The sequence below is a fragment of the Pseudomonas sp. SWRI22 genome, assembly GCF_014268395.2.
Taxonomy (GTDB): Bacteria; Pseudomonadota; Gammaproteobacteria; order Pseudomonadales; family Pseudomonadaceae; genus Aquipseudomonas; species Aquipseudomonas paracarnis.
On the sequence record NZ_JABWQK020000003.1, the window covers coordinates 512,152 to 532,194 of the forward strand.

Here is a 20,043-nt window from a genome sequence, read left to right on the forward strand (position 1 = left end):
GCGTGGGAACGATCATGATGGGGTTGCATCCCTAGATATTCATGCTCTGGAAGTGCGCCAGCATTCTGTCTGCATCCGCCACTTCGCCGCTGAACAACTCAAACGCCTTCACCGCCTGAAACACCGCCATATTGCCGCCATCCAGGGTACGGCAACCCAAGGCGCGCGCGTCGCGCAGCAGTTGGGTTTCCAGCGGGAAGTACACAATTTCCGCCACCCACAATTCAGCCCGCAACAACGCCGCAGGCACAGGCGTGCCGGGCAGCTTGGCCATGCCCATCGGCGTGGTGTTCACCAGGCCATCGGCTTCGGCCATGGCGTTTTCCAAGTGGCTGCCGACTTGAGCGCGACCGATGCCGAACTGCTGGGCAAGGTTATCCACAAGGTCCTGGGCGCGAGTGCGGTCGACATCGAAGATGCTCAAGTACTCCACGCCTTCTGCCAACAGTGCATGGGCCACTGCCGCGCCCGCACCACCGGCGCCCATCTGCACCACGCGTTGGCGCGGTACGTTGTGCAAGTTGCGCCGAAAGCCTTCGGCGAACCCCAGGCAGTCGGTGTTATGGCCAATGCGTTTGCCGCCCTTGAACACCACGGTGTTGACCGCACCAATACCCTTGGCCTCATCGGAGAGCTCATCGAGCAACGGCAGGATCGCCTGCTTGCACGGGTAGGTAATGTTCAGCCCGGTGAAGTGCATCAACTCAGCGGCCCGCAGTAATTCCGGCAGGGCGTTGAGGTCCAGGTGCAGCGGCTCCAGGTCGATCAGGCGATACAGGTAGCGCAAGCCCTGGGCGTCGCCTTCCTGCTCGTGCAGTGCCGGGGTGCGTGAGGCCTGGATGCCGGCGCCGATCAGGCCAGCGAGAATGCGTGGTTTCATCACGTGCGTCCCTTCAGCGTCAGGCTGAAATGTTCCAGTGCCAGGTGGTAGCCATGGCTGCCAAACCCGGCCAGCACGGCCTGGGCGATCGGTGACACAAACGAGTGATGACGAAAGGCTTCACGGGCATGCACGTTGGATAAATGCACTTCGATCACCGGCACTTCACTGGCCACCAGGGCATCGCGGATCGCGACCGAAGTGTGAGTCCAGGCCGCCGGGTTGATCACAATACCCGCGCAGCGGTTGCGGGCGCCGTGGATCCAGTCGAGCAATTCGCCCTCGTGGTTGGTCTGGCGAAACTCGATCTTCAGCCCGAGCTTGTCGGCGCTGCGACCACACAGGGCGGCAATGTCGGCCAGGGTTTCATGGCCATAAGTGGCAGGCTCGCGGGTGCCGAGCAGGTTGAGATTGGGGCCGTTAAGCACCAGCACGATGGGCGGCATAGAGGCTTCTCCACAGTTCTTATTGGTTGTGGAGTCAAAATGTACTGGTTGGTTAATTTGGTCAATGGATGGCTGCGGATCTGTTCGGTGATCGAACGTTTAATCAATGCAATTGCTGGATCACTGGCTGATGTGCATTCGGTTGAAGTATTGCGGGAGGTTGCTGAACGAGGAGGACTTTCGAGCATTGGCCGGGTCGTTCCAGTCGTTGGCATCACTGGTTACAACCCGGCATTCGCCGGTTTTTTGTGGTTACTAATCTGTGAATCAGCTTCGGGAATAGGAGCCGGTTGTCGGGTGTGCAGAGGGAAATTGTTACCTGACGGAAAATAACCTAACAGATGGGTTACGATGCGAGTAGGTGCTTACAAAGGCTATGTCATTTCGGTGTTTATCAGGGATGAGCATTGCCCGCCCCATGTGCATGTCAGAGGCAAGGGGTGGGATGCGCGGTTTCGTTTCAGTTTCCTGGATGGGGAAGTTGAGTTGTGGGATGTGGAGCCTGAACGGAGGCGGCCACCCATAGCACTTCTGAAGGAGATACGCGGGGCGATCATGCAGCGGCACTACTTGGCGCGGGCACGCAGGATTTGGTGGGAAAAACTGCAGACGGTTTGCCTGGAGAATCATTCCTGGAATTGGGACGCTGGTGAGTTGGTTCCAGGATTGGTCATTCGACACGGCGTCTATGTCATCGCCAGCGCCAGGCACGATGTCATAGCGCAACGGACTATTTTGAATCTGGTAAGAGCGCCAGATTGCGTGGGGATTAATTTATGAAAATCATAAAAGCCAAAGTCACACCTTATGTACCTCTCACTGAAGCCGACGTTGACAAGGCAATCGCCCGAGGACGCAGGTTGAAATGCCTGTACGCCAACGCCAGTAACGTACGTTATGAAAACGATTGCCTCTCCATTGGCTTCAGCGATGGCAGCCGCGTTGTGTTGCCGGTGGCTGGCCTGCCGGAGTTCGAAGGGTTTTCAGAGAAGGATTTCCAGCAACTGGAAGTGACGTTCGGTGGCAAGGCGATTAGCTGTGAAGCGCAGGACCTGGATGTTTCGATCACAGGGTTGATCGCTACAAGCCAGCCGCTGATGGACCTGGCAACCAGCCTGGTGGCATCGCGCAATGGTCGCAAAAGCAGCGCGGCCAAGACCGCAGCGGCCCGGGCCAATGGCAAGAAGGGTGGCCGGCCACGCAAGGAAGTACCGCAGCCCCCAGAGACAACAGACACTTGAATAAACAGTAGGAGCGAGCTTGCTCGCGAAAACCCCACAGGCACCGCGTTCATCCAGGAAGCACGCGTTATCGTTGACGTTTTTCGCGAGCAAGCTCGCTCCTACAACCCACAGGTTTATCGACGGGTCAGCAACACGCCCGACTCCATATGGTGCGTCCACGGGAACTGGTCAAACATTGCACACTGGGTGATCCGGTGCGTGTCGTGCAGTTGCGCGATATTCGCCGCCAGCGTCTCCGGGTTGCAGGAGATGTACAGGATGTTGTCGAAGCGCCGGGTCAGCTCGCAGGTGTCCGGGTCCATGCCAGCGCGGGGCGGGTCGACGAAGACGCTACCGAACTCGTAGCTTTTCAGGTCGATGCCGTGCAGGCGGCGGAACGGGCGCACTTCGTTCAGGGCTTGGGTGAGTTCTTCGGCGGAGAGGCGCACCAGGGTGACGTTCTCCACGCCATTTTCATCCAGGTTGCTCAGGGCCGCATTCACTGAGGTCTTGCTGATCTCGGTGGCCAGCACCTTGCGCACGCGGGTCGCCAGCGGCAGGGTGAAGTTGCCGTTGCCGCAGTACAGCTCCAGCAAATCGTCCGGGCGATCGCCCAGCGCTTCGTAGGCCCAGTTGAGCATCTTCTGGTTCACCGTGCCGTTGGGCTGGGTGAACGCGCCTTCGGGTTGGCGGTAGCTGAAGGTGCGCCCACCGACGTCGAGTTTCTCCACCACGTAGTCATGGCCGATCACATCGCGCTTGCCCTTGGAACGGCCGATGATGCTCACATTCAGCTCAGCGGCCAATTTGTTCGCGGCGGTGTGCCAATGTTCGTCCAGCGGGCGGTGATAGCACAGGGTGATCATCGCGTCGCCGGCCAGGGTGGTGAGGAACTCCACCTGGAACAGCTTGTGGCTCAGGGCAGCGCTGGCTTGCCAGGCGGCCTTGAGTTGCGGCATCAACTGGTTGATGCGCTGGCTGGCGATGGGGAAGTCTTCGATGAGGATCGGCGTGCGCTTGTCCTCCTGGGAGAACATCGCGTAGTGGCGCTCGCCGCCTTCGCGCCACAGGCGGAACTCCGCACGCAGGCGGAAGTGCTGCAGCGGCGAGTCGAAGACCTGCGGCTCAGGCGCGTCGAACGGTGCCAGCAGGTCACGCAGGCGCGTGACCTTGTCTTGCAGTTGAGCGGTGTAGCTTGCGGCGTCAAAAGTCATGCGTTGAACCAGCCCAGCTTGATCACGAACAGGATCGACAGGATCACCAGTGCCGGGTTCAGCTCACGGTAGCGGCCCGAAAGCAGCTTGATGGCGGTCCAGGCGATGAAACCGAAGGCGATGCCGTTGGCGATGGAGTAAGTGAAGGGCATCGCCAGGGCGGTGATCACCACCGGCGCTGCCACCGTAATGTCGTCCCAGTCGATTTCGGCCAGGCCTTGGCTCATCAGCACCGCCACAAACAGCAAGGCTGGCGCGGTGGCATAGGCCGGCACGCTGGCGGCCAATGGCGAGAAGAACAGCGCCAGCAAAAACAGGATCGCTACCACGATGGCGGTCAAGCCGGTACGGCCACCGGCGCTCACGCCTGCAGCCGATTCGATGTAGCTGGTGGTGGTCGAGGTGCCCAGCAGGGAACCGGCCATGGCAGCGGTACTGTCGGCGATCAGTGCACGGCCCATTTTCGGCATATGGCCGTCCTTGCCCATCAGGCCGGCGCGCTTGGCGACGCCGATCAGGGTGCCGGAGTTGTCGAACAGGTCAACGAACAGGAAGGCGAAGATCACGCTGACCAGGCCGATGTCCAGCGCGCCCTTGATATCCAGCTGCAGGAAGGTCGGCGCCAGGGACGGCGGTACCGAGGTCACACCGATGAAAGGCGTGAAACCCAGGACGATGGAGGCAACTGTCACCGCCAGGATGCCGATCAGCACCGCGCCGCGTACGGCCAGGGCTTCCAGCGCGACGATCAGCACGAAACCCAAGGTGGCCAGGATCGGCGCCGGTTGTTTCAGGTCGCCCAGGCCAACCATGGTGGCCGGGTTGCTCACCACGATACCGGCGTTATGCAGGGCGATCAGCGCCAGGAACAGGCCGATGCCGGCGGCAATCGCCGAGCGCAGCGGCAGCGGGATGGCGTTGATGATCCATTCACGAATGCGGAAGATCGACAGCAGGAAAAACAGCACCGCCGAAATGAATACCGCGCCCAGCGCCACCTGCCAGGTGTGGCCCATGTGCAGGACCACGGTGTAGGTGAAGAAGGCGTTGAGACCCATGCCCGGTGCCAGGGCAATCGGGTAGTTGGCGATCAGGCCCATCACGGTCGAACCGATGGCGGCCGCCAGGCAGGTGGCGACAAACACCGCGCCCTTGTCCATGCCGGTCTCGCCGAGGATGCTCGGGTTCACGAACAGGATGTAGGCCATGGCCAGGAAGGTGGTGATCCCCGCGAGAATCTCGGTGCGCACATTGGTGTTGTGGGCTTTGAGTTGAAACAGCTTTTCCAGCATGCCGGCTCCCTGTGACGCTAGTGTGCGTCGTGATTTGTTGACCTCTAAGTCAAAGCACAAACTGCGCCAAACGCTTGTGGTTTCAGAGAGGATCGGAAAAAGCGGCGCATCATACCAGCAGCCGAGGCTGTGTGGCGCATGGGCTTGAGGCATACTGCGCCGACGTTCAACAGCCGGTCACCGACAGCATGAAAAAAGCCAACCCGTGGAGTCTAGCTCTGATCGCCAGTATCAGCCTGTGGCTGGGCGCGGCACCGGCATGGGGCGCGGCTGCACCGGCCTTGAGCGAGGTGCGGGTGTTCAAGGTGGAATCGGCCAACTGCAGCGAAGCGATCCCGGAGCGGGTCAACACCACCCAGATGTGCGAGCACCGCGGGCCCACCCAGGTCTCGGTGATGGAAGTGGGCCTGGGCAACAGCCCCATGGGCCGCTTCAACGGCGCGGAGTTGAATGGGCAACGCACAGCGGTGTGCCAGGTCGGCAACATCAGTGAGGCGTGCAACGGCGTGGGCACCCTGATGGGCTACATCTATGTGTTCGACCTGAACGTCCAGGCCCAGGGCTGGTTCGAATTCACCAATACCTCGATCAACCCGCCGCAAAACACCCTGAAAGCCCAGCTCAATATCCGCTGATCAATCATCTTGAACGCTCAAAACCCCGGGAAGTCGTACCCCTAAGACGGCGATTTTTCTGAACGCCGCGGACGTACACCAACCCGTGAGGTGTTTATGAGCGCGACCCCCAATGGCGCGGCGGCCCAGCCGTTCGTCGCCCACCCGATACGCCTGACACTCAACGGCCAGGATCGCCAACTGAACGTGTTGCCCTGGACCACCTTGCTGGACTTGCTGCGTGAACAGTTGGACCTGGTGGGCAGTAAAAAAGGCTGCGACCACGGCCAGTGCGGCGCCTGCACCGTGCTGCGTGACGGCAAACGCGTGAATGCCTGCCTGACCCTGGCCGTGATGTGCGACGGCGCCGAATTGACCACCATCGAAGGCCTGGCCGACGGCGACCAACTGCATCCCATGCAACAGGCCTTTATCCAGCACGACGCTTTCCAGTGCGGCTATTGCACCCCCGGCCAGATCTGTTCTGCCGTGGGCCTGGCCAATGAAGGCCGCGCCCACGACCGTGCGCAGATCCAGGAATTGATGAGCGGCAACCTGTGCCGCTGCGGCGCCTACAACAACATCCGCGATGCCATCGAAGACGCGCTGCCGGCCTGCCGTCGCCAGGGAGGTGAGTCATGAATCCCTTCCACTACAGCAGGCCGACCGATGTCCAGCAGGCCGTTCAGATGAGCAGCGCCGCCTCGCGCTTTATCGCCGGTGGCACCAACCTGCTGGACCTGATGAAGGAAAACATCAGCCATCCCGAGCACCTGATCGACATCACCGGCTTGCCGCTGCATGACATTCAAGAGACCGCCGAGGGTGGCCTACGTATCGGTGCGCTGGTGAGTAACGCAGACCTGGCCTGGCACCCACTCATTGAGCAGCGTTACCCGTTGCTGTCCCAGGCCATCCTCGCCGGGGCGTCCCCGCAGTTACGCAACATGGCCAGTACCGGCGGCAACCTGTTGCAGCGCACCCGTTGCTATTACTTCTACGACGCCGCGGTACCGTGCAACAAGCGCCAGCCCGGCAGCGGCTGCCCGGCGCGCAACGGTTTGAACCGTATCCATGCGATCCTCGGCGCCAGTGAACAGTGCGTGGCCACCCATCCATCGGACATGTGCGTGGCCCTGGCGGCGCTTGCGGCGCGGGTGCATGTAGAGGGACGTGGCGGTGCGCGGGTGATCGAGTTCGCCGACTTCCATCGATTGCCAGGCGATGCGCCGCAACGTGACAACCAATTGGCCGACGATGAGCTGATCACGGCCATTGAGCTGCCCGCCGATCACCTGGCCCGCCACAGCCATTACCTGAAAATCCGTGACCGTGCCTCCTATGCCTTTGCCTTGGTTTCGGTGGCCGCCGCCTTGGAACTGGACGGCGATGAAATCATCGACGCCCGCCTGGCCTTGGGCGGTGTGGCGCATAAACCCTGGCGTGACCGCGCAGTGGAAGCCTTGCTGATTGGCCGCACGGTCAGCCGCGAAACCTTCAGCGCCGCCGCCGACGCCCTGCTGCAAGACGCCGAACCGTTGGAACACAACGGCTTCAAGGTCAAGCTGGCCCGGCGCGCAATCATTCGTGCCCTGAGCGACGCCGCCGTCGCAGGAGAACAGCCATGAGCGCCATCGGCAAACCCCTGGACCGCGTCGACGGTCTGCTCAAGGTCACCGGCCAAGCGCGCTATGCCGGTGAATTTCCCGAGGACGGCCTGCTGCATGGCAGCGTGGTGTCGAGCACTATCGCCAAAGGCCGGGTGGTGCGCATCGATGCGTCCAAGGCGTTGGCCTTGCCCGGTGTAGTGGACGTGATCCATCACCTCAACCGGCCGAAAATCGCCAGCTATGACGAGGCGTTCGCCGATGCCGATGCGGCCGATGGCTCGCCTTTTCGCCCGTTGTATAACGACCGCGTGCTCTACAGCGGCCAGCCCCTGGCCCTGGTGATTGCCGATAACCTCGAACTGGCGCGGCACGCCGGCTCGCTGGTGCAGATCGACTACGCGCCCGAAACCTTCGAAACCGACCTGCTCACCCAGCAAGCGGCGGCGCACCCGTCGCCCCAGACCCCACCCGAACCGCGAGGCAACTTCGAGGCTGAATGGGCCGGTGCCGCAATCAGTCTGGACCTGCACTACAGCACGCCCATCGAGCATCACAACCCGATGGAACCCCACGCCAGCACCGTGCTGTATCAGTCCGACGGCACTCTGCATATCCACGACAAGACCCAGGGCCCGCAGAACTGCCAGGCCTATGTGCAAAAAGTCTTCGGCCTGGACAAGCGCCAGGTGCGCATCTTCGCCGCTTTCGTCGGTGGCGCCTTCGGTTCGGGCCTGCGCCCGCAATACCAATTGCCGCTCGCGGTGATGGCGGCCATGGCGCTCAAGCGCTCGGTGCGCGTTACCCTGACGCGCCAGCAGATGTTCACCTTCGGCTATCGCCCGCGCACCTTGCAGCGTTTGCAGATGGGCGCCGCCGCCAATGGGCGCTTGCTGGCGTTGGGGCATACCGCGATTGGCCAGACGTCGCGCTTTGAGGATTTCAGCGAGCACGTGGTGGAGTGGAGCGGCATGCTCTATCACTGCGACAACGTGCAACTGACGTACAAGTTGGCGCCGTTGGATGTGTTTACCCCGCTGGACATGCGTGCCCCCGGCGCCGCACTAGGCGTGCTCGGCCTGGAGTGCGCCATGGACGAACTGGCGTGTGCCCTGGCCATCGACCCGGTGCAATTGCGCCTGATCAACTACGCCGAACGTAACCAGAACGAAGACAAACCCTGGTCGAGCAAGGCCCTGCGCGAGTGCTACAGCGAAGGCGCCGAACGCTTCGGCTGGCACCAACGCAACCCGGAACCGCGCAGCATGCGTGACGGCCGCCAACTGATCGGCTGGGGCATGGCCGGCGGCGTGTGGGAAGCCATGCAGATGAAAGCCAGCGCCAAGGCGCGCCTCGACGCGCAGGGCAAGCTCACCGTCAGTAGCGCCACCACCGACATTGGCACTGGCACCTACACGGTGATGACCCAGATCGCCTCCCAGGCCAGCGGCGTGGCGATGGCCGACGTGCGTTTTGTGCTGGGCGATTCGTCGTTGCCCACGGCGCCGTTGCAGGGCGGCTCGTTTACCGTGTCCTCGGTGGGTACGGCGGTGCAGCAAGCCTGTGAAGCGCTGAATGCCAAGTTGTTGCAGGTCGCCCGGCAGACCTACCCGGTGTTCAAGGACGCCGAAGCCGTGCGGTTTGAAGAGGGCCAACTGCATGCCGGTGATGTGAGTGTTTCGTTGGCGCAACTGGTCAAGGACAGCGGTGAAGAGGTGCTGCAAGCACAGGTTGACAGCGAGCCGGACAAGAAGCGCCAGGGCTATGCCTGCGCGACCCATTCGGCGGTGTTTGTCGAGGTGCGGGTTGATGAAGACCTGGGCACCATCAAGGTCAGCCGTGTGGTCAGCGCCATTGCCGCGGGGCGCGTGGTCAACCCCAAGATGGCCCGCAGCCAGATCCTTGGCGGCGTGGTGTGGGGCATTGGCATGGCCCTGCATGAAGAGACCCAGGTCGACCATGAGCTGGGGCGTTACATGAACCACAGCCTGGCCGAGTACCACATCCCGGTGAACGCCGATATTGGCGAGATTGACGTGCTGTTTGTCGAAGAGCACGACGAGATCGTCAATGCGCTCGGGTCCAAGGGCGTGGGGGAAATCGGCATTGTCGGGGTGGCGGCGGCGGTGGCGAATGCGGTTTACCACGCCACCGGCAAGCGGGTCCGGGAGTTTCCGATTACCTTGGATAAGGTGCTATAGCCCAAACCGTCAGACCAATGAAGTTCCAGTGTGGGAGCTGGCTTGCCTGCGATAGCGGTGTATCAGCCACCAGAAAGTTGCCTGGTACACCGCTATCGCGGGCAAGCCCGGCTCCCACAGGGTATGGCGGTGAAGCCTATGGCTTGGTTTCTTCCACCGGCACATGCATGCGATCCCGGTTGGCCAGGGTCGGGAACAGCTTGATCCACACCCCGGTCACCACCAGGGTGCCAACCCCGCCCATCACCACCGCAGGCACGGTGCCAAACCAGTGGGCGGTAATCCCGGATTCGAATTCGCCCAACTGGTTGGACGCACCGATAAACAGGCCATTGACCGCACTCACCCGCCCGCGCATTTCATCTGGCGTTTCCAACTGCACGAACGACGCACGGATCACCATGCTGATCATGTCTGCCGCGCCCAGTACCACCAGCACCGCCAGTGAAAACCAGAACGAAGTCGACAGGCCGAAGGCGATGGTTGCCACCCCGAACACGCCGACGGCGGTGAACATCACGCGGCCCACCTTGCGGTCTACTGAGAACCGCGCCAGCCACAGTGACATCAGCAATGCGCCCACGGCCGGGGCCGACCGCAGCAGGCCCAGGCCCCAGGCACCGGTCAGCAGGATGTCCTTGGCGAACACCGGTAACAGCGCGGTGGCGCCGCCCAGCAGCACGGCAAACAGGTCCAGGGAGATGGCGCCAAGAATGTCCGGGCGGCTGCGGATAAAGCGTATGCCGGCCAGCAGCGAGTCCAGGGTGGCCTTGGCTTTGTTCAGCGGAGTCTGGCGTGCGGGCAGGCTAAGTGTCAGCACGCAGGCGATCAGGTACAGCGCCACGGTGGGGCCGTACACCCACACGCTGCCAAACGCGTAAAGCAAACCGCCCACGGCCGGTGCGACGATGGTCGCCAGTTGCTGGGCCGATTGCGATGCCGCCACGGCCCGGGGGAACAGCGCGCTGGGCACGATGCTCGGCAACAGTGCCTGGGTGGTGGGCATTTCAAATGAGCGCGCAGCGCCGAGCAGGAAGGCGAGGATGAAGATCATCTCGCGAGTCACGTTGCCGGTCAGGCCGCCGATGGCCAGGGACAAGGCGATCAGCGCCTGCAAGGTCTGGCAGATGGCAGCGACCCGGCGGCGTTCATAGCGATCCGCCACGTGCCCGGTGTGCAGCATGAACAGCACGCGCGGCACGAATTCCACCAGGCCGACCAGGCCCAGGTCCAAGACGTTGCCGGTCAGCTGGTACAGGTTCCAGCCGATCGCCACGGTGAGCATCTGGAAGCCGCTGGCGGTAAAGATCCGCGCCAGCCAGAACGCGATGAAAGGGCGGTGGTGACGTAACAGCAACGCAGGTTCACTGGGCATCGGCAATCAGGTCGGCAACGGGAGAATGGCGAGATTAGCATCAAGCTGTAACAAATAGTTGCAAGAACTGAGCTGAGGCAAGCTGTCACGCGGCAAAAGACCACACAGTCCTACAGCAAAAATGGGACTACTCTTTCAACGATGCTTGATCCAGATCAAAACCTGCCCCGGGATTGTTCTGGCGGCCGCAAGGCCAGATTCCCCACGCGATGGGTAATAAAAGAAACGAATTGAAATTCGCCACACTCCATATCCGTGGGGGCAGTGGGTGCAGGCTCCCAGCCAGCAGCCGGTATTACCTGACAGAGGAAGACTTATGTTCGGTTTGGAGGCGCTAGATCTCGCCCGAATTCAATTTGCGTTCACCATCTCATTCCACATCCTGTTCCCGGCGATCACCATCGGCCTGGCCAGTTACCTTGCGGTGCTGGAGGGCTTGTGGCTCAAGACCCACAACGACACCTACCGTGACCTCTACCACTTCTGGTCGAAGATCTTTGCCGTCAACTTCGGCATGGGGGTGGTATCGGGCCTGGTCATGGCCTACCAGTTCGGTACCAACTGGAGCCGCTTCTCGGACTTCGCCGGCGCCGTCACCGGGCCGTTGCTGACGTACGAAGTGCTCACGGCCTTCTTCCTCGAGGCCGGCTTCCTGGGCGTGATGTTGTTCGGGTGGAACAAGGTGGGGCGCAAGCTGCACTTCTTCGCCACGGTGATGGTGGCCGTGGGTACGTTGATCTCCACGTTCTGGATTCTTGCCTCCAACAGCTGGATGCAGACGCCCCAGGGCTTTGAAATCATCGATGGCCGCGTGATACCGACCGACTGGCTGGCGGTGATCTTCAACCCGTCGTTCCCCTACCGCCTTATGCATATGGCCACGGCGGCGTTCGTGGCCACGGCCTTCTTCGTCGGCTCGTCGGCGGCCTGGCATTTACTGCGCGGCAAGGACAACCCGGCGATCCGCAAAATGCTCTCGATGGCGATGTGGATGGCCCTGATCGTTGCGCCGATCCAGGCAGTGATCGGCGACTTCCACGGCCTCAATACCCTCAAGCATCAGCCGGCCAAGATCGCCGCGATTGAAGGCCACTGGGAAAATATCGGCAACGAGCCCACGCCGCTGATTTTGTTTGGCTGGCCGGACATGAAAGCCGAGAAAACCAAATACGCAGTCGAGATTCCGTACCTGGGCAGCCTGATCCTGACCCACTCCCTGGACAAGCAGGTGCCGGCGCTCAAGGAGTTCCCACCTGAAGACCGCCCCAACTCCACCGTTGTGTTCTGGTCGTTCCGGGTCATGGTCGGCCTGGGGTTCCTGATGATCTTCACCGGTCTGTTCAGCCTGTGGCTGCGCCGGGGCGACAAGATGTACACGTCCAAACCGTTCCTGTACCTGGCGCTGTGGATGGGCCCGTCTGGGCTGATTGCGATTCTTGCCGGTTGGTTCACCACCGAAATTGGTCGCCAGCCCTGGGTGGTCTACGGGTTGATGCGCACGGCGGATGCCTCCTCCGGGCATAGCCTGATGCAGATGACCATTACCCTGGTGTTGTTCGTGGTGGTGTACTTCGCGCTGTTCGGCGCGGGCCTGGGCTACATGATGCGCCTGGTGCGCAAAGGCCCCGTGACCCACGACAGTACCGAGCCCGCCCATGGTGGCCCCGGCCAGAAACGCACCCCCGCGCGTCCGTTGTCTGCTGCCGACGATGGCAGTGATAACGACCACGACCACATCCAGCACAAGGGGAATTGAGATGGGTATTGATCTTCCGCTGATCTGGGCCGTGATCATCATCTTCGGCATCATGATGTACGTGGTCATGGACGGCTTCGACCTGGGGATCGGCATTCTTTTCCCGTTTGTTCCGGGCAAAGTCGACCGTGACGTAATGATGAACACCGTGGCGCCCGTATGGGACGGCAACGAAACCTGGCTGGTACTCGGGGGCGCGGCGTTGTTCGGTGCGTTCCCGCTGGCCTATTCGGTGGTGTTGTCGGCGCTGTACCTGCCGCTGATCCTGATGCTGATCGGCCTGATCTTCCGCGGCGTGGCCTTTGAGTTCCGCTTCAAGGCCAAGGACCACAAGCGTCACCTGTGGGACAAGGCGTTTATTGGCGGCTCGCTGGCGGCGACCTTCTTCCAGGGGGTGGCGTTGGGCGCCTTTATCGACGGTATTCCGGTGGTGGATCGCCAGTTCGCCGGCGGTTCACTGGACTGGCTCACACCCTTCACGATGTTCTGCGGCGTGGCGCTGATCGTGGCGTATGCCTTGCTCGGCTGCACCTGGCTGATCATGAAGACCGAAGGCAAGTTGCAGGAGCAGATGCACAACCTGGCGCGGCCATTGGCCTTCGTGGTGTTGGCGGTGATCGGCATCGTCAGCATCTGGACGCCGCTGACCCACCCGGAAATCGCGTCGCGCTGGTTCACCTTGCCGAACCTGTTCTGGTTCCTGCCGGTGCCGATCCTGGTGCTGGTCACCATGTACGGGCTGATCCGCGCCGTGGCACGTAATGCGCACTACACGCCGTTCCTGTTGACGCTGGTGCTGATTTTCCTCGGCTACAGTGGCTTGGGGATCAGCCTGTGGCCGAACATCATCCCGCCGTCCGTGTCGATCTGGGATGCCGCCGCGCCGCCGCAAAGCCAGGGCTTCATGCTGGTGGGCACGCTGTTCATCATCCCGTTTATCCTGGGCTATACCTTCTGGAGCTACTACGTGTTCCGCGGCAAGGTCACCCACGAAGACGGCTATCACTAGGAGGGTTGAAACATGTCAAAACCTTCGTTGCATGAGATTGAACAGGCCGAGAAGCAGCCGTTGTGGCGGCGCCTGGGGTGGCTGGCGATGATCTGGACCGGCAGCGTGCTGGCCCTGTTCGTGGTGGCCAGCCTGATGCGCATGTTCATGAATGCGGCAGGCCTGAGCACGCATTGACACTGTAGGAGCGAGCTTGCTCGCGAAAAACGTCAACGATAACGCGTGCTTCCTGAATAAACGCGGCGTCTGTGAGTTTTTCGCGAGCAAGCTCGCTCCTACGAAAAAGCCCTGCTTTTCTTGATCGAAAAGCAGGGCTTTTTTATTTACGCGCCTTGAGGATGACGAACTTGGGCGTGGCCGCTACTTGCTCGACACCACGGAACAACCGCGCCAGCTTGCTGTGGTAGCCCAGGTGACGATTCCCGACGATGTACAAGGCGCCACCGACCACCAGCGCTTCGCGTGCCTGCTGGAACATGCGCCAAGCGAGGAAGTCGCCGACCACTTGTTGTTGGTGGAACGGTGGGTTGCACAACACCACTTCCAGCGATTGCGCCTCCTGGCCGGCCAGGCCATCGTCGGCACGTACGCTGACGTCCCGCTCTCCCAAGGCGGCTTGCCAGTTTTCGGCGGCCGATTGCACTGCCATATACGACTCATCCACCAAGGTGTAGTGCGCGTCGGGGTTCTGCAGGGCGCTGGCAATCGCCAGTACGCCGTTGCCGCAGCCCAGGTCCGCCACGCGTGCACTGCCCAGGTTTTTTGGCAGGTGCGGCAGGAAGGCACGGGTGCCGATGTCCAGGCCTTCGCGGCAAAAGACGTTGGCGTGGTTACACAACTCGATGACCGGCGCATCCAGGGTATAGCGGGTCGGGTAGGGCGAGACCGCGGCAGGGCGCGGCTCGACGCTGGCAATCAGCAACCGCGCCTTTTTGACCGCCAATGAGGCGTGCATGGGCCCGATGTAACGCTCCAGCAATTCGCCCGCAGCCCGTGGCAAATGCTTGATCATTGCACCTGCGATCACCTCGGCGCCGGGCGCCAGTTGCCCTTGCAGGCGGATCAGTTGTTCTTCCAGCAACGCCAGGGTTTTCGGCACGCGGATCAACACGCGATCGAACGGCCCGGTCGCGAGCTGGCTGGCCGGTATGAAGGGCACGGCATCAAAGGGCTTGCCGTTGCGCACCAGGTTTTTCTCCAGGCCCTGAGCGGCGAGGAACGAGTCACCGCTGGAGGTCACTTGCACCTGGCCTTGAAGGCTGGCTGCCAGGGCGCCGAAGCTGTCATTGAGCACCAGCACGCGGGTGGCGGCAGTGGGCTGTTGCGCGGCGAGGTGGCTGAGCAGGTATTCGTCGGCGGCATCGAAGGCTTGCAGCGGATCATTGTGTTGCTCTGGCTGACGAATCAGGTCGAGCTGGGCGAAAGGGCTGTCAAGCAGGGGCATGGCGGGGCGAGGCTCTGGGTAATCGACGGACCGTCTGAGTGAACGGCGGGGCCACCGTGGAAAGCGCACCCTCAACACTCAGAATTGGCCGTAAATGTTACGTTTTTTTCAACGCGATGACATGCGGTGTTTTACGTGGGCTAAAACAGCCCGGCTTTAGCGGCGCGCAGCACCGCCTGGATCTTGTTATGCACGCCCAGTTTCTTGAAGGTACTGCTGATATGAAACCCCACGGTGCGCTCGGACAGGCAAAGAATCGCGGCAATCTCCGAGGCGGTCTTGCCCATCGCCGACCACTTGAGGATTTCTGTTTCCCGGGCAGTCAATTTGCTGGGCGCTTTGATGTCGGGGGCGTCGGCGTACTTCTGCGCGACGACCGCATGCATCGCATGGCAAAGCCACAACACCTGGCCGGCTTTTTCGTAAAGCTCTTCAGGGCTGACCTCGCCCTTGCTGCGAACCAGGGTCAGCATGCTGAATACACCCTGGAAGTCATGCACGGCTTGGGTCCAGCCTAAATGCACCCCGCATGACTGGGCCAACTCCCAAAGCTTGGGGGTGTTGGCAAAGGTTTTTTGTTCCCAGAGAATGGGCAGTACCGAGGTCTTACAGTGGGTTACAACGGGGTCTACATCGAAGAAGTGCGCTTGTTTATAAATGCTAAGCCATTCATTTGGATAGTTATTAAACAAAATGGGTTTTGTTTGAGTGCTTTGTGATTGGGAACTCATGGTAAAGGAGCAATATTCGAAACCTAGTTCATAAGTGTGGTTTATCACCATCTCAAACACACTGGTGATTTCACTCTCGCCGTCCAGCTTGGGCAGCCGGGCATTATGCCAATTGACCATCGGTGACTCTCCATGCGTGTATATGTGACCTGGGTACGTCCTGATCCCCCATTGCAGCTCGAAAACAAGTGTAGGGTAAGTCCTACAACTGAGCTTGAAAAATATTTTACTTGCAGGGTTTGTCTAGTTGGCCGGTTTTGTACAAGACTTGGAGCTTTGTATAAGAGCGCTAGGCAGGTATCTTTTTTTCAATACTTTTAATGTCTTGAAGGTAGTGTCAAAGTGATGTCGCTTTAAGTACCGCTTCATCTAGTGAGGTATTCAGGGCGCGTTAATAGCCAAATAATTAGTGCCAGCGTGGAGCCATGGCTGACCTCTTGGACTGGTTAAAAAACGCGCAGGCCACCCGCGTGAACCTTGAGTGACGGCAAAGCCAGTACCAATCATCAGTGTTTGCGCGGTCTGTTTTGAGGGACACTAACGGCCTGTGCAAAACGGAGCCCCCCATGACGGCCAGTGCTGAGAAATTTACCCGCCAGACCCTGCTCGATGTGCAATCGCTGACCCCCAGCCTGTTCACCCTGCGCACCACACGCGATGCCGGTTTTCGTTTTACCGCCGGCCAGTTCGTGCGCCTGGGCGTTACCAAGGCGGATGGGAGCACCGTCTGGCGTGCCTATTCCATCGTGTCTTCGCCGTTTGACGAGCATCTGGATTTCTTTTCCATCGTGGTCCCCGGTGGTGAGTTCACCAGTGAACTGAGCCGCCTGAAGGTGGGCGATACCTTGCTGGTCGAGCGCCAGGCCACCGGGTTTCTGACCCTCAACCGCTTTGTCGACGGGCGTGACTTGTGGTTGCTGGGAACCGGAACGGGCGTCGCGCCGTTCCTGTCGATCCTGCAGGACTTCGAAGTGTGGGAAAAATTCGAGCGCATCATCCTGGTGTACAGCGCCCGGGAAGCCAAGGAACTGGCCTACCAGTCGCTGATCGACACGCTGGGTGAGCGCGAGTACCTGGCCGAGTACGCCCACAAGCTCACCTACATTCCCATCGTCACCCGCGAGCAGCATCCGGGCGCGTTGAATGGGCGTATTACGGCCTTGATCGAAAATGGCGAATTGGAGCGGGCCGCCGGCGTGGAACTGACGGCACAGGATTCGCGTGTACTGATTTGCGGCAACCCGCAGATGGTCGATGACACGCGCCAGTTGCTCAAGCAGCGGGACATGCAACTGAGCCTGAGCCGACGACCTGGCCAGGTGGCGGTAGAAAATTATTGGTAGAAAAAAGGCGCCTTGCGAGGCGCCTTTTTTGCATCCGCAGGTTAAAGCGGCTTGTTGTTCTGTGCCTTGAGCAGATCGCGGATCTCGCCCAGCAGCACTTCTTCCTTGCTTGGCGTCGGCGGCAAGCTTGGGGCCACGGCTTCTTCGCGCTTCAGACGGTTGATCGCCTTCACACCCATGAAGATTGCAAACGCGACGATTATAAAGTCGATGATGCTCTGGATGAACTTGCCGTAGGCCAGGACAACAGCGGGTACATCACCCTGGGCTGCCTTGAGCGTGACGGCCAGATCGGCAAAATCCACGCCACCGATCAGCAGGCCGATGGGAGGCATTATCACGTCGCCTACAAATGAGGAAACAATCTTGCCGAAGGCAGCACCGATGATGATACCGACGGCCATGTCGACCACATTACCTTTGACCGCGAAGGCCTTGAACTCACTGATCACGCCCATAGGTTATTCCTTGTTACAGTTGAGGAGGGTGGAGGTCAGTGTAATTCAGTCGAACAGCGCTTGCTCGAAACAACTGTTAACACTGTCGATTTTTATCGACACATCAAATCGCAAATAGTTTGCAAAGTGCCACTAGTCGCGCGCGAATTAGCCGCTATTTCAGCGGGTTACCAGATTTTTTTCTTAATCGGGCCTGTGGTGTTTTTCTATTTATCTTCTGACTCGCAGGTCACTAGCCTCTGGCAAGCACAACTGAATGTGCATTAAAAAAACCAGAGGAAACCTCGATGAATACTCCAATCAGCCGCAGGCCCGTGTCGGCGCGCCACGCGCTGGCACTGGTGACCGCCAGCCTGCTTTCCCTCTCCGTACAAGCCGCCAACCTGACCCGCGATAACGGGGCCAACGTCGGTGATAACCAGAACTCCCAAACCGCCGGTGCCAATGGCCCGGTGGTGCTGCAAGATGTGCAACTGATCCAGAAACTGCAACGCTTCGACCGCGAACGCATCCCAGAGCGCGTGGTGCACGCACGCGGCACGGGCGCCCATGGCACCTTCACCGTGACCGACAACCTCAGCGACCTGACCAAGGCCAAAGTGTTCGCCGCCGGTGAAACCACGCCAGTGTTCGTACGCTTCTCGGCCGTGGTGCATGGCAACCACTCCCCGGAAACCCTGCGTGACCCACGGGGCTTCGCCACCAAGTTCTATACCGCCGAAGGTAACTGGGACCTGGTCGGTAACAACTTCCCCACGTTCTTTATTCGGGATTCCATCAAGTTCCCGGACATGGTCCATGCCTTTAAACCGGACCCACGCACTAACCTGGACGATGACTCGCGCCGTTTCGACTTCTTCTCCCATGTTCCAGAGTCCACTCGTACACTGACCGAGTTGTACTCGGACTCCGGCACCCCTGCCAGTTACCGCGAAATGGACGGCAACGGCGTACATGCCTACAAGTTGATTAACGCCAAAGGCGAAGTGCACTACGTCAAGTTCCACTGGAAGAGCCAGCAGGGCATCAAGAACCTTGATCCCAAGCAAGTTACCGAGGTGCAGGGGCGTGACTACAGCCATATGACCCATGATCTGGTCACGCACATCAACAAAGGCGACTTCCCTAAGTGGGACTTGTATGTGCAGGTGCTCAAGCCTGAAGACTTGGCCAAGTTTGATTTCGACCCACTGGATGCCACCAAGATCTGGCCGAATGTGCCCGAGCGCAAAGTCGGGCAAATGGTGCTGAACCGCAACCCGGCCAATGTGTTCCAGGAAACCGAGCAAGTCGCGATGGCCCCGGCCAACCTGGTACCGGGTATCGAGCCGTCGGAAGACCGCTTGCTGCAGGGGCGCGTGTTCTCCTACGCCGATACGCAAATGTACCGCCTGGGCGCGAACGCCCTGCAGTTGCCGATCAACGCTCCACGGGTCACCGTCAACAACGGCAACCAGGACGGCGCGATGAACGTCGGCAAGACCACCACCGGCGTCAACTACCAGCCAAGTCGCCTGTTGCCGCGGGAAGAGCCGCAAACCGCACGCTACAGCCAGTCGCCGCTGTCGGGCAGCACCCAGCAGGCCAAGATTCAACGTGAGCAGAACTTCAAGCAGGCCGGTGACCTGTACCGCTCCTACACCAAGAAAGAGCGCGAAGACCTCATCAACAACTTTGGCGGCTCATTGGCCACCACCGATGACGAGAGCAAGCACATCATCCTGTCGTTCCTCTACAAGGCGGATCCGGAATACGGCACCGGCGTGGCCAAGGTCGCCAAGGGCGACCTGGCTCGCGTAAAGGCGCTGGCGGAAAAACTGACTGACTGATTCGTTGGTTGCGGTCGGCGCCTTCACGGGCGTCGACCTTTGGCAGGAGAACACCCTATGCGTATCTCTATCGGCTTACTGATGGCCATGCTGGCCTTTACCGCTCATGCCGAGTCCCCCGACCCGGTGGCGCTCAAGGCGCAGTTGCAGGATTACTATTTCGACGCCGCCCGTCGTGGCGACCTCGACACGCTCAACACCTTCATAGAGTCCGGCTACGGCCTCAATGCCCAGGATGACAAGGGCTACACCGCGTTGATCCTGGCTGCTTATCACGGCCAGGGCCCGTATGTGGAGCGTCTGCTCGATGCCGGCGCCGACGCCTGCGTCCAGGATAAACGCGGTAACACGGCGTTGATGGGCGCCATCTTCAAAGGCGAGCTGAAAATCGCCCAGCGCCTGTTGGCCACCGACTGCAACCCCGACCAGCGCAACGGCGCAGGGCAGACCGCCGCCATGTACGCCGGGTTGTTCAAGCGCGTCGAATTGTTGGGGGCGCTGCAAGCCAAAGGCGCAGACCTGAACGCCGAGGACCCCGTGGGTAACAGTGCTTCACGTTTAGCAAAGGGCGAAATCCGGACCCCAGCGTCGCGCTGAGCTATCATCGCGGTTTTTCGGTTG

21 protein-coding genes are annotated in these 20,043 nt (G+C 60.5%); 13 read left to right on the top strand and 8 right to left on the bottom strand.

The features are described 5' to 3' along the window. Window positions 1-31 precede the first annotated feature (31 nt). Both HU730_RS25400 and aroQ read right to left on the bottom strand, forming a co-directional pair. Window positions 32-883: a shikimate dehydrogenase gene (locus HU730_RS25400; RefSeq protein ID WP_186527222.1), complete on the bottom strand. Its 852-nt coding sequence runs from the start codon at window positions 881-883 to the stop codon at window positions 32-34. Next, the gene (gene aroQ / locus HU730_RS25405) at window positions 880-1,326 is read right to left on the bottom strand and encodes a type II 3-dehydroquinate dehydratase (RefSeq protein ID WP_019818037.1); all 447 of its coding nucleotides are present in this window, start codon (window positions 1,324-1,326) and stop codon (window positions 880-882) included. The genes HU730_RS25400 and aroQ overlap by 4 nt, the downstream gene beginning before the upstream one ends. Window positions 1,327-1,365: 39 nt before the next feature. Here aroQ and HU730_RS25410 point away from each other — a divergent pair, with 39 nt between their 5' ends. The 3 genes from HU730_RS25410 to HU730_RS25420 are packed head-to-tail and all read left to right on the top strand — an operon-like array spanning window position 1,366 to window position 2,567. Continuing rightward, the gene (locus HU730_RS25410; protein ID WP_186527223.1) at window positions 1,366-1,659 is read left to right on the top strand and encodes a hypothetical protein; all 294 of its coding nucleotides are present in this window, start codon (window positions 1,366-1,368) and stop codon (window positions 1,657-1,659) included. 18 nt (window positions 1,660-1,677) lie between these two features. Further along, window positions 1,678-2,106: a DUF4160 domain-containing protein gene (locus tag HU730_RS25415; RefSeq protein ID WP_186527224.1), complete on the top strand. Its 429-nt coding sequence runs from the start codon at window positions 1,678-1,680 to the stop codon at window positions 2,104-2,106. After that, window positions 2,103-2,567 carry a DUF2442 domain-containing protein gene (locus tag HU730_RS25420; protein ID WP_186527225.1) on the top strand — a complete coding sequence of 155 codons (465 nt, stop codon included), beginning with the start codon at window positions 2,103-2,105 and terminating at the stop codon, window positions 2,565-2,567. The genes HU730_RS25415 and HU730_RS25420 overlap by 4 nt, the downstream gene beginning before the upstream one ends. A 116-nt stretch (window positions 2,568-2,683) precedes the next feature. Here the strand turns inward: HU730_RS25420 and trmA are convergent, their stop codons facing one another. Both trmA and HU730_RS25430 read right to left on the bottom strand, forming a co-directional pair. Next, window positions 2,684-3,763 carry a tRNA (uridine(54)-C5)-methyltransferase TrmA gene (trmA, locus tag HU730_RS25425; protein ID WP_186527226.1) on the bottom strand — a complete coding sequence of 360 codons (1,080 nt, stop codon included), beginning with the start codon at window positions 3,761-3,763 and terminating at the stop codon, window positions 2,684-2,686. Continuing rightward, on the bottom strand, window positions 3,760-5,055 hold the full coding sequence (locus HU730_RS25430) for an NCS2 family permease (protein ID WP_003194342.1): 1,296 nt from the start codon (window positions 5,053-5,055) through the stop codon (window positions 3,760-3,762). Before HU730_RS25430 ends, trmA begins: the two co-directional genes overlap by 4 nt. A gap of 188 nt (window positions 5,056-5,243) precedes the next feature. Between HU730_RS25430 and HU730_RS25435 the strand changes: the two genes are divergently transcribed. The 4 genes from HU730_RS25435 to HU730_RS25450 all read left to right on the top strand — a co-directional run bounded on the left by HU730_RS25435 (window position 5,244) and on the right by HU730_RS25450 (window position 9,477). Further along, window positions 5,244-5,690: a DUF4879 domain-containing protein gene (locus tag HU730_RS25435; RefSeq protein ID WP_034127050.1), complete on the top strand. Its 447-nt coding sequence runs from the start codon at window positions 5,244-5,246 to the stop codon at window positions 5,688-5,690. Window positions 5,691-5,786: 96 nt separating this feature from the next. Next, window positions 5,787-6,311 carry a (2Fe-2S)-binding protein gene (locus HU730_RS25440; protein WP_034126942.1) on the top strand — a complete coding sequence of 175 codons (525 nt, stop codon included), beginning with the start codon at window positions 5,787-5,789 and terminating at the stop codon, window positions 6,309-6,311. After that, a complete protein-coding gene (locus tag HU730_RS25445; RefSeq protein WP_020301733.1) occupies window positions 6,308-7,297 on the top strand; it encodes a xanthine dehydrogenase family protein subunit M in 990 nt (329 codons plus the stop codon). The genes HU730_RS25440 and HU730_RS25445 overlap by 4 nt, the downstream gene beginning before the upstream one ends. Next, entirely contained in the window at window positions 7,294-9,477 is a 2,184-nt protein-coding gene (locus HU730_RS25450; protein ID WP_060764079.1) for a xanthine dehydrogenase family protein molybdopterin-binding subunit, read from the top strand. Before HU730_RS25445 ends, HU730_RS25450 begins: the two co-directional genes overlap by 4 nt. A 136-nt stretch (window positions 9,478-9,613) precedes the next feature. Here the strand turns inward: HU730_RS25450 and HU730_RS25455 are convergent, their stop codons facing one another. Next, window positions 9,614-10,852: an MFS transporter gene (locus HU730_RS25455; RefSeq protein ID WP_186527227.1), complete on the bottom strand. Its 1,239-nt coding sequence runs from the start codon at window positions 10,850-10,852 to the stop codon at window positions 9,614-9,616. Between the two features lie 316 nt (window positions 10,853-11,168). Between HU730_RS25455 and HU730_RS25460 the strand changes: the two genes are divergently transcribed. Genes HU730_RS25460 through HU730_RS25470 form a run of 3 tightly spaced genes read left to right on the top strand, consistent with a single transcriptional unit; the run spans window position 11,169 to window position 13,794 of the window. Beyond that, a complete protein-coding gene (locus tag HU730_RS25460) occupies window positions 11,169-12,608 on the top strand; it encodes a cytochrome ubiquinol oxidase subunit I (RefSeq protein ID WP_186527228.1) in 1,440 nt (479 codons plus the stop codon). A gap of 1 nt (window position 12,609) precedes the next feature. Then, window positions 12,610-13,617: a cytochrome d ubiquinol oxidase subunit II gene (gene cydB, locus HU730_RS25465; protein WP_034126946.1), complete on the top strand. Its 1,008-nt coding sequence runs from the start codon at window positions 12,610-12,612 to the stop codon at window positions 13,615-13,617. Window positions 13,618-13,629: 12 nt separating this feature from the next. Next, a complete protein-coding gene (locus HU730_RS25470; RefSeq protein WP_003194328.1) occupies window positions 13,630-13,794 on the top strand; it encodes a DUF2474 domain-containing protein in 165 nt (54 codons plus the stop codon). 142 nt (window positions 13,795-13,936) lie between these two features. Here HU730_RS25470 and HU730_RS25475 read toward each other — a convergent pair whose 3' ends face one another. After that, window positions 13,937-15,061, bottom strand: coding sequence for a class I SAM-dependent methyltransferase (locus tag HU730_RS25475; RefSeq protein ID WP_057975522.1), 1,125 nt, complete (start codon window positions 15,059-15,061; stop codon window positions 13,937-13,939). Window positions 15,062-15,201: 140 nt separating this feature from the next. After that, window positions 15,202-15,912 (bottom strand): LuxR family transcriptional regulator, encoded by a 711-nt coding sequence (locus HU730_RS25480; RefSeq protein ID WP_034126948.1) that lies wholly within the window; start codon window positions 15,910-15,912, stop codon window positions 15,202-15,204. 446 nt (window positions 15,913-16,358) lie between these two features. On the opposite strand from HU730_RS25480, the gene HU730_RS25485 reads away from it, so the two are divergent. Then, a complete protein-coding gene (locus HU730_RS25485; protein WP_019818025.1) occupies window positions 16,359-17,135 on the top strand; it encodes a ferredoxin--NADP reductase in 777 nt (258 codons plus the stop codon). Between the two features lie 41 nt (window positions 17,136-17,176). Here HU730_RS25485 and mscL read toward each other — a convergent pair whose 3' ends face one another. Continuing rightward, entirely contained in the window at window positions 17,177-17,593 is a 417-nt protein-coding gene (gene mscL, locus HU730_RS25490; RefSeq protein WP_014720019.1) for a large-conductance mechanosensitive channel protein MscL, read from the bottom strand. Between the two features lie 287 nt (window positions 17,594-17,880). Between mscL and katB the strand changes: the two genes are divergently transcribed. Both katB and HU730_RS25500 read left to right on the top strand, forming a co-directional pair. Then, window positions 17,881-19,422, top strand: coding sequence for a catalase KatB (gene katB, locus HU730_RS25495; RefSeq protein ID WP_186527588.1), 1,542 nt, complete (start codon window positions 17,881-17,883; stop codon window positions 19,420-19,422). Between the two features lie 57 nt (window positions 19,423-19,479). Further along, the gene (locus HU730_RS25500) at window positions 19,480-20,019 is read left to right on the top strand and encodes an ankyrin repeat domain-containing protein (RefSeq protein ID WP_186527589.1); all 540 of its coding nucleotides are present in this window, start codon (window positions 19,480-19,482) and stop codon (window positions 20,017-20,019) included. Window positions 20,020-20,043: the final 24 nt, after the last annotated feature.

What these genes read in the sequence shown, in the direction of transcription:
- aroQ (WP_019818037.1), bottom strand. Translation starts at nt 1,326, where the DNA reads ATGCCGCCCATCGTGCTGGTGCTTAACGGCCCCAATCTCAACCTGCTC.
- HU730_RS25410 (WP_186527223.1), top strand. Translation starts at nt 1,366, where the DNA reads ATGTACTGGTTGGTTAATTTGGTCAATGGATGGCTGCGGATCTGTTCG.
- HU730_RS25415 (WP_186527224.1), top strand. Translation starts at nt 1,678, where the DNA reads ATGCGAGTAGGTGCTTACAAAGGCTATGTCATTTCGGTGTTTATCAGG.
- HU730_RS25420 (WP_186527225.1), top strand. Translation starts at nt 2,103, where the DNA reads ATGAAAATCATAAAAGCCAAAGTCACACCTTATGTACCTCTCACTGAA.
- trmA (WP_186527226.1), bottom strand. Translation starts at nt 3,763, where the DNA reads ATGACTTTTGACGCCGCAAGCTACACCGCTCAACTGCAAGACAAGGTC.
- HU730_RS25430 (WP_003194342.1), bottom strand. Translation starts at nt 5,055, where the DNA reads ATGCTGGAAAAGCTGTTTCAACTCAAAGCCCACAACACCAATGTGCGC.
- HU730_RS25435 (WP_034127050.1), top strand. Translation starts at nt 5,244, where the DNA reads ATGAAAAAAGCCAACCCGTGGAGTCTAGCTCTGATCGCCAGTATCAGC.
- HU730_RS25440 (WP_034126942.1), top strand. Translation starts at nt 5,787, where the DNA reads ATGAGCGCGACCCCCAATGGCGCGGCGGCCCAGCCGTTCGTCGCCCAC.
- HU730_RS25445 (WP_020301733.1), top strand. Translation starts at nt 6,308, where the DNA reads ATGAATCCCTTCCACTACAGCAGGCCGACCGATGTCCAGCAGGCCGTT.
- HU730_RS25450 (WP_060764079.1), top strand. Translation starts at nt 7,294, where the DNA reads ATGAGCGCCATCGGCAAACCCCTGGACCGCGTCGACGGTCTGCTCAAG.
- HU730_RS25455 (WP_186527227.1), bottom strand. Translation starts at nt 10,852, where the DNA reads ATGCCCAGTGAACCTGCGTTGCTGTTACGTCACCACCGCCCTTTCATC.
- HU730_RS25460 (WP_186527228.1), top strand. Translation starts at nt 11,169, where the DNA reads ATGTTCGGTTTGGAGGCGCTAGATCTCGCCCGAATTCAATTTGCGTTC.
- cydB (WP_034126946.1), top strand. Translation starts at nt 12,610, where the DNA reads ATGGGTATTGATCTTCCGCTGATCTGGGCCGTGATCATCATCTTCGGC.
- HU730_RS25470 (WP_003194328.1), top strand. Translation starts at nt 13,630, where the DNA reads ATGTCAAAACCTTCGTTGCATGAGATTGAACAGGCCGAGAAGCAGCCG.
- HU730_RS25475 (WP_057975522.1), bottom strand. Translation starts at nt 15,061, where the DNA reads ATGCCCCTGCTTGACAGCCCTTTCGCCCAGCTCGACCTGATTCGTCAG.
- HU730_RS25480 (WP_034126948.1), bottom strand. Translation starts at nt 15,912, where the DNA reads ATGGTCAATTGGCATAATGCCCGGCTGCCCAAGCTGGACGGCGAGAGT.
- HU730_RS25485 (WP_019818025.1), top strand. Translation starts at nt 16,359, where the DNA reads ATGACGGCCAGTGCTGAGAAATTTACCCGCCAGACCCTGCTCGATGTG.
- mscL (WP_014720019.1), bottom strand. Translation starts at nt 17,593, where the DNA reads ATGGGCGTGATCAGTGAGTTCAAGGCCTTCGCGGTCAAAGGTAATGTG.
- katB (WP_186527588.1), top strand. Translation starts at nt 17,881, where the DNA reads ATGAATACTCCAATCAGCCGCAGGCCCGTGTCGGCGCGCCACGCGCTG.
- HU730_RS25500 (WP_186527589.1), top strand. Translation starts at nt 19,480, where the DNA reads ATGCGTATCTCTATCGGCTTACTGATGGCCATGCTGGCCTTTACCGCT.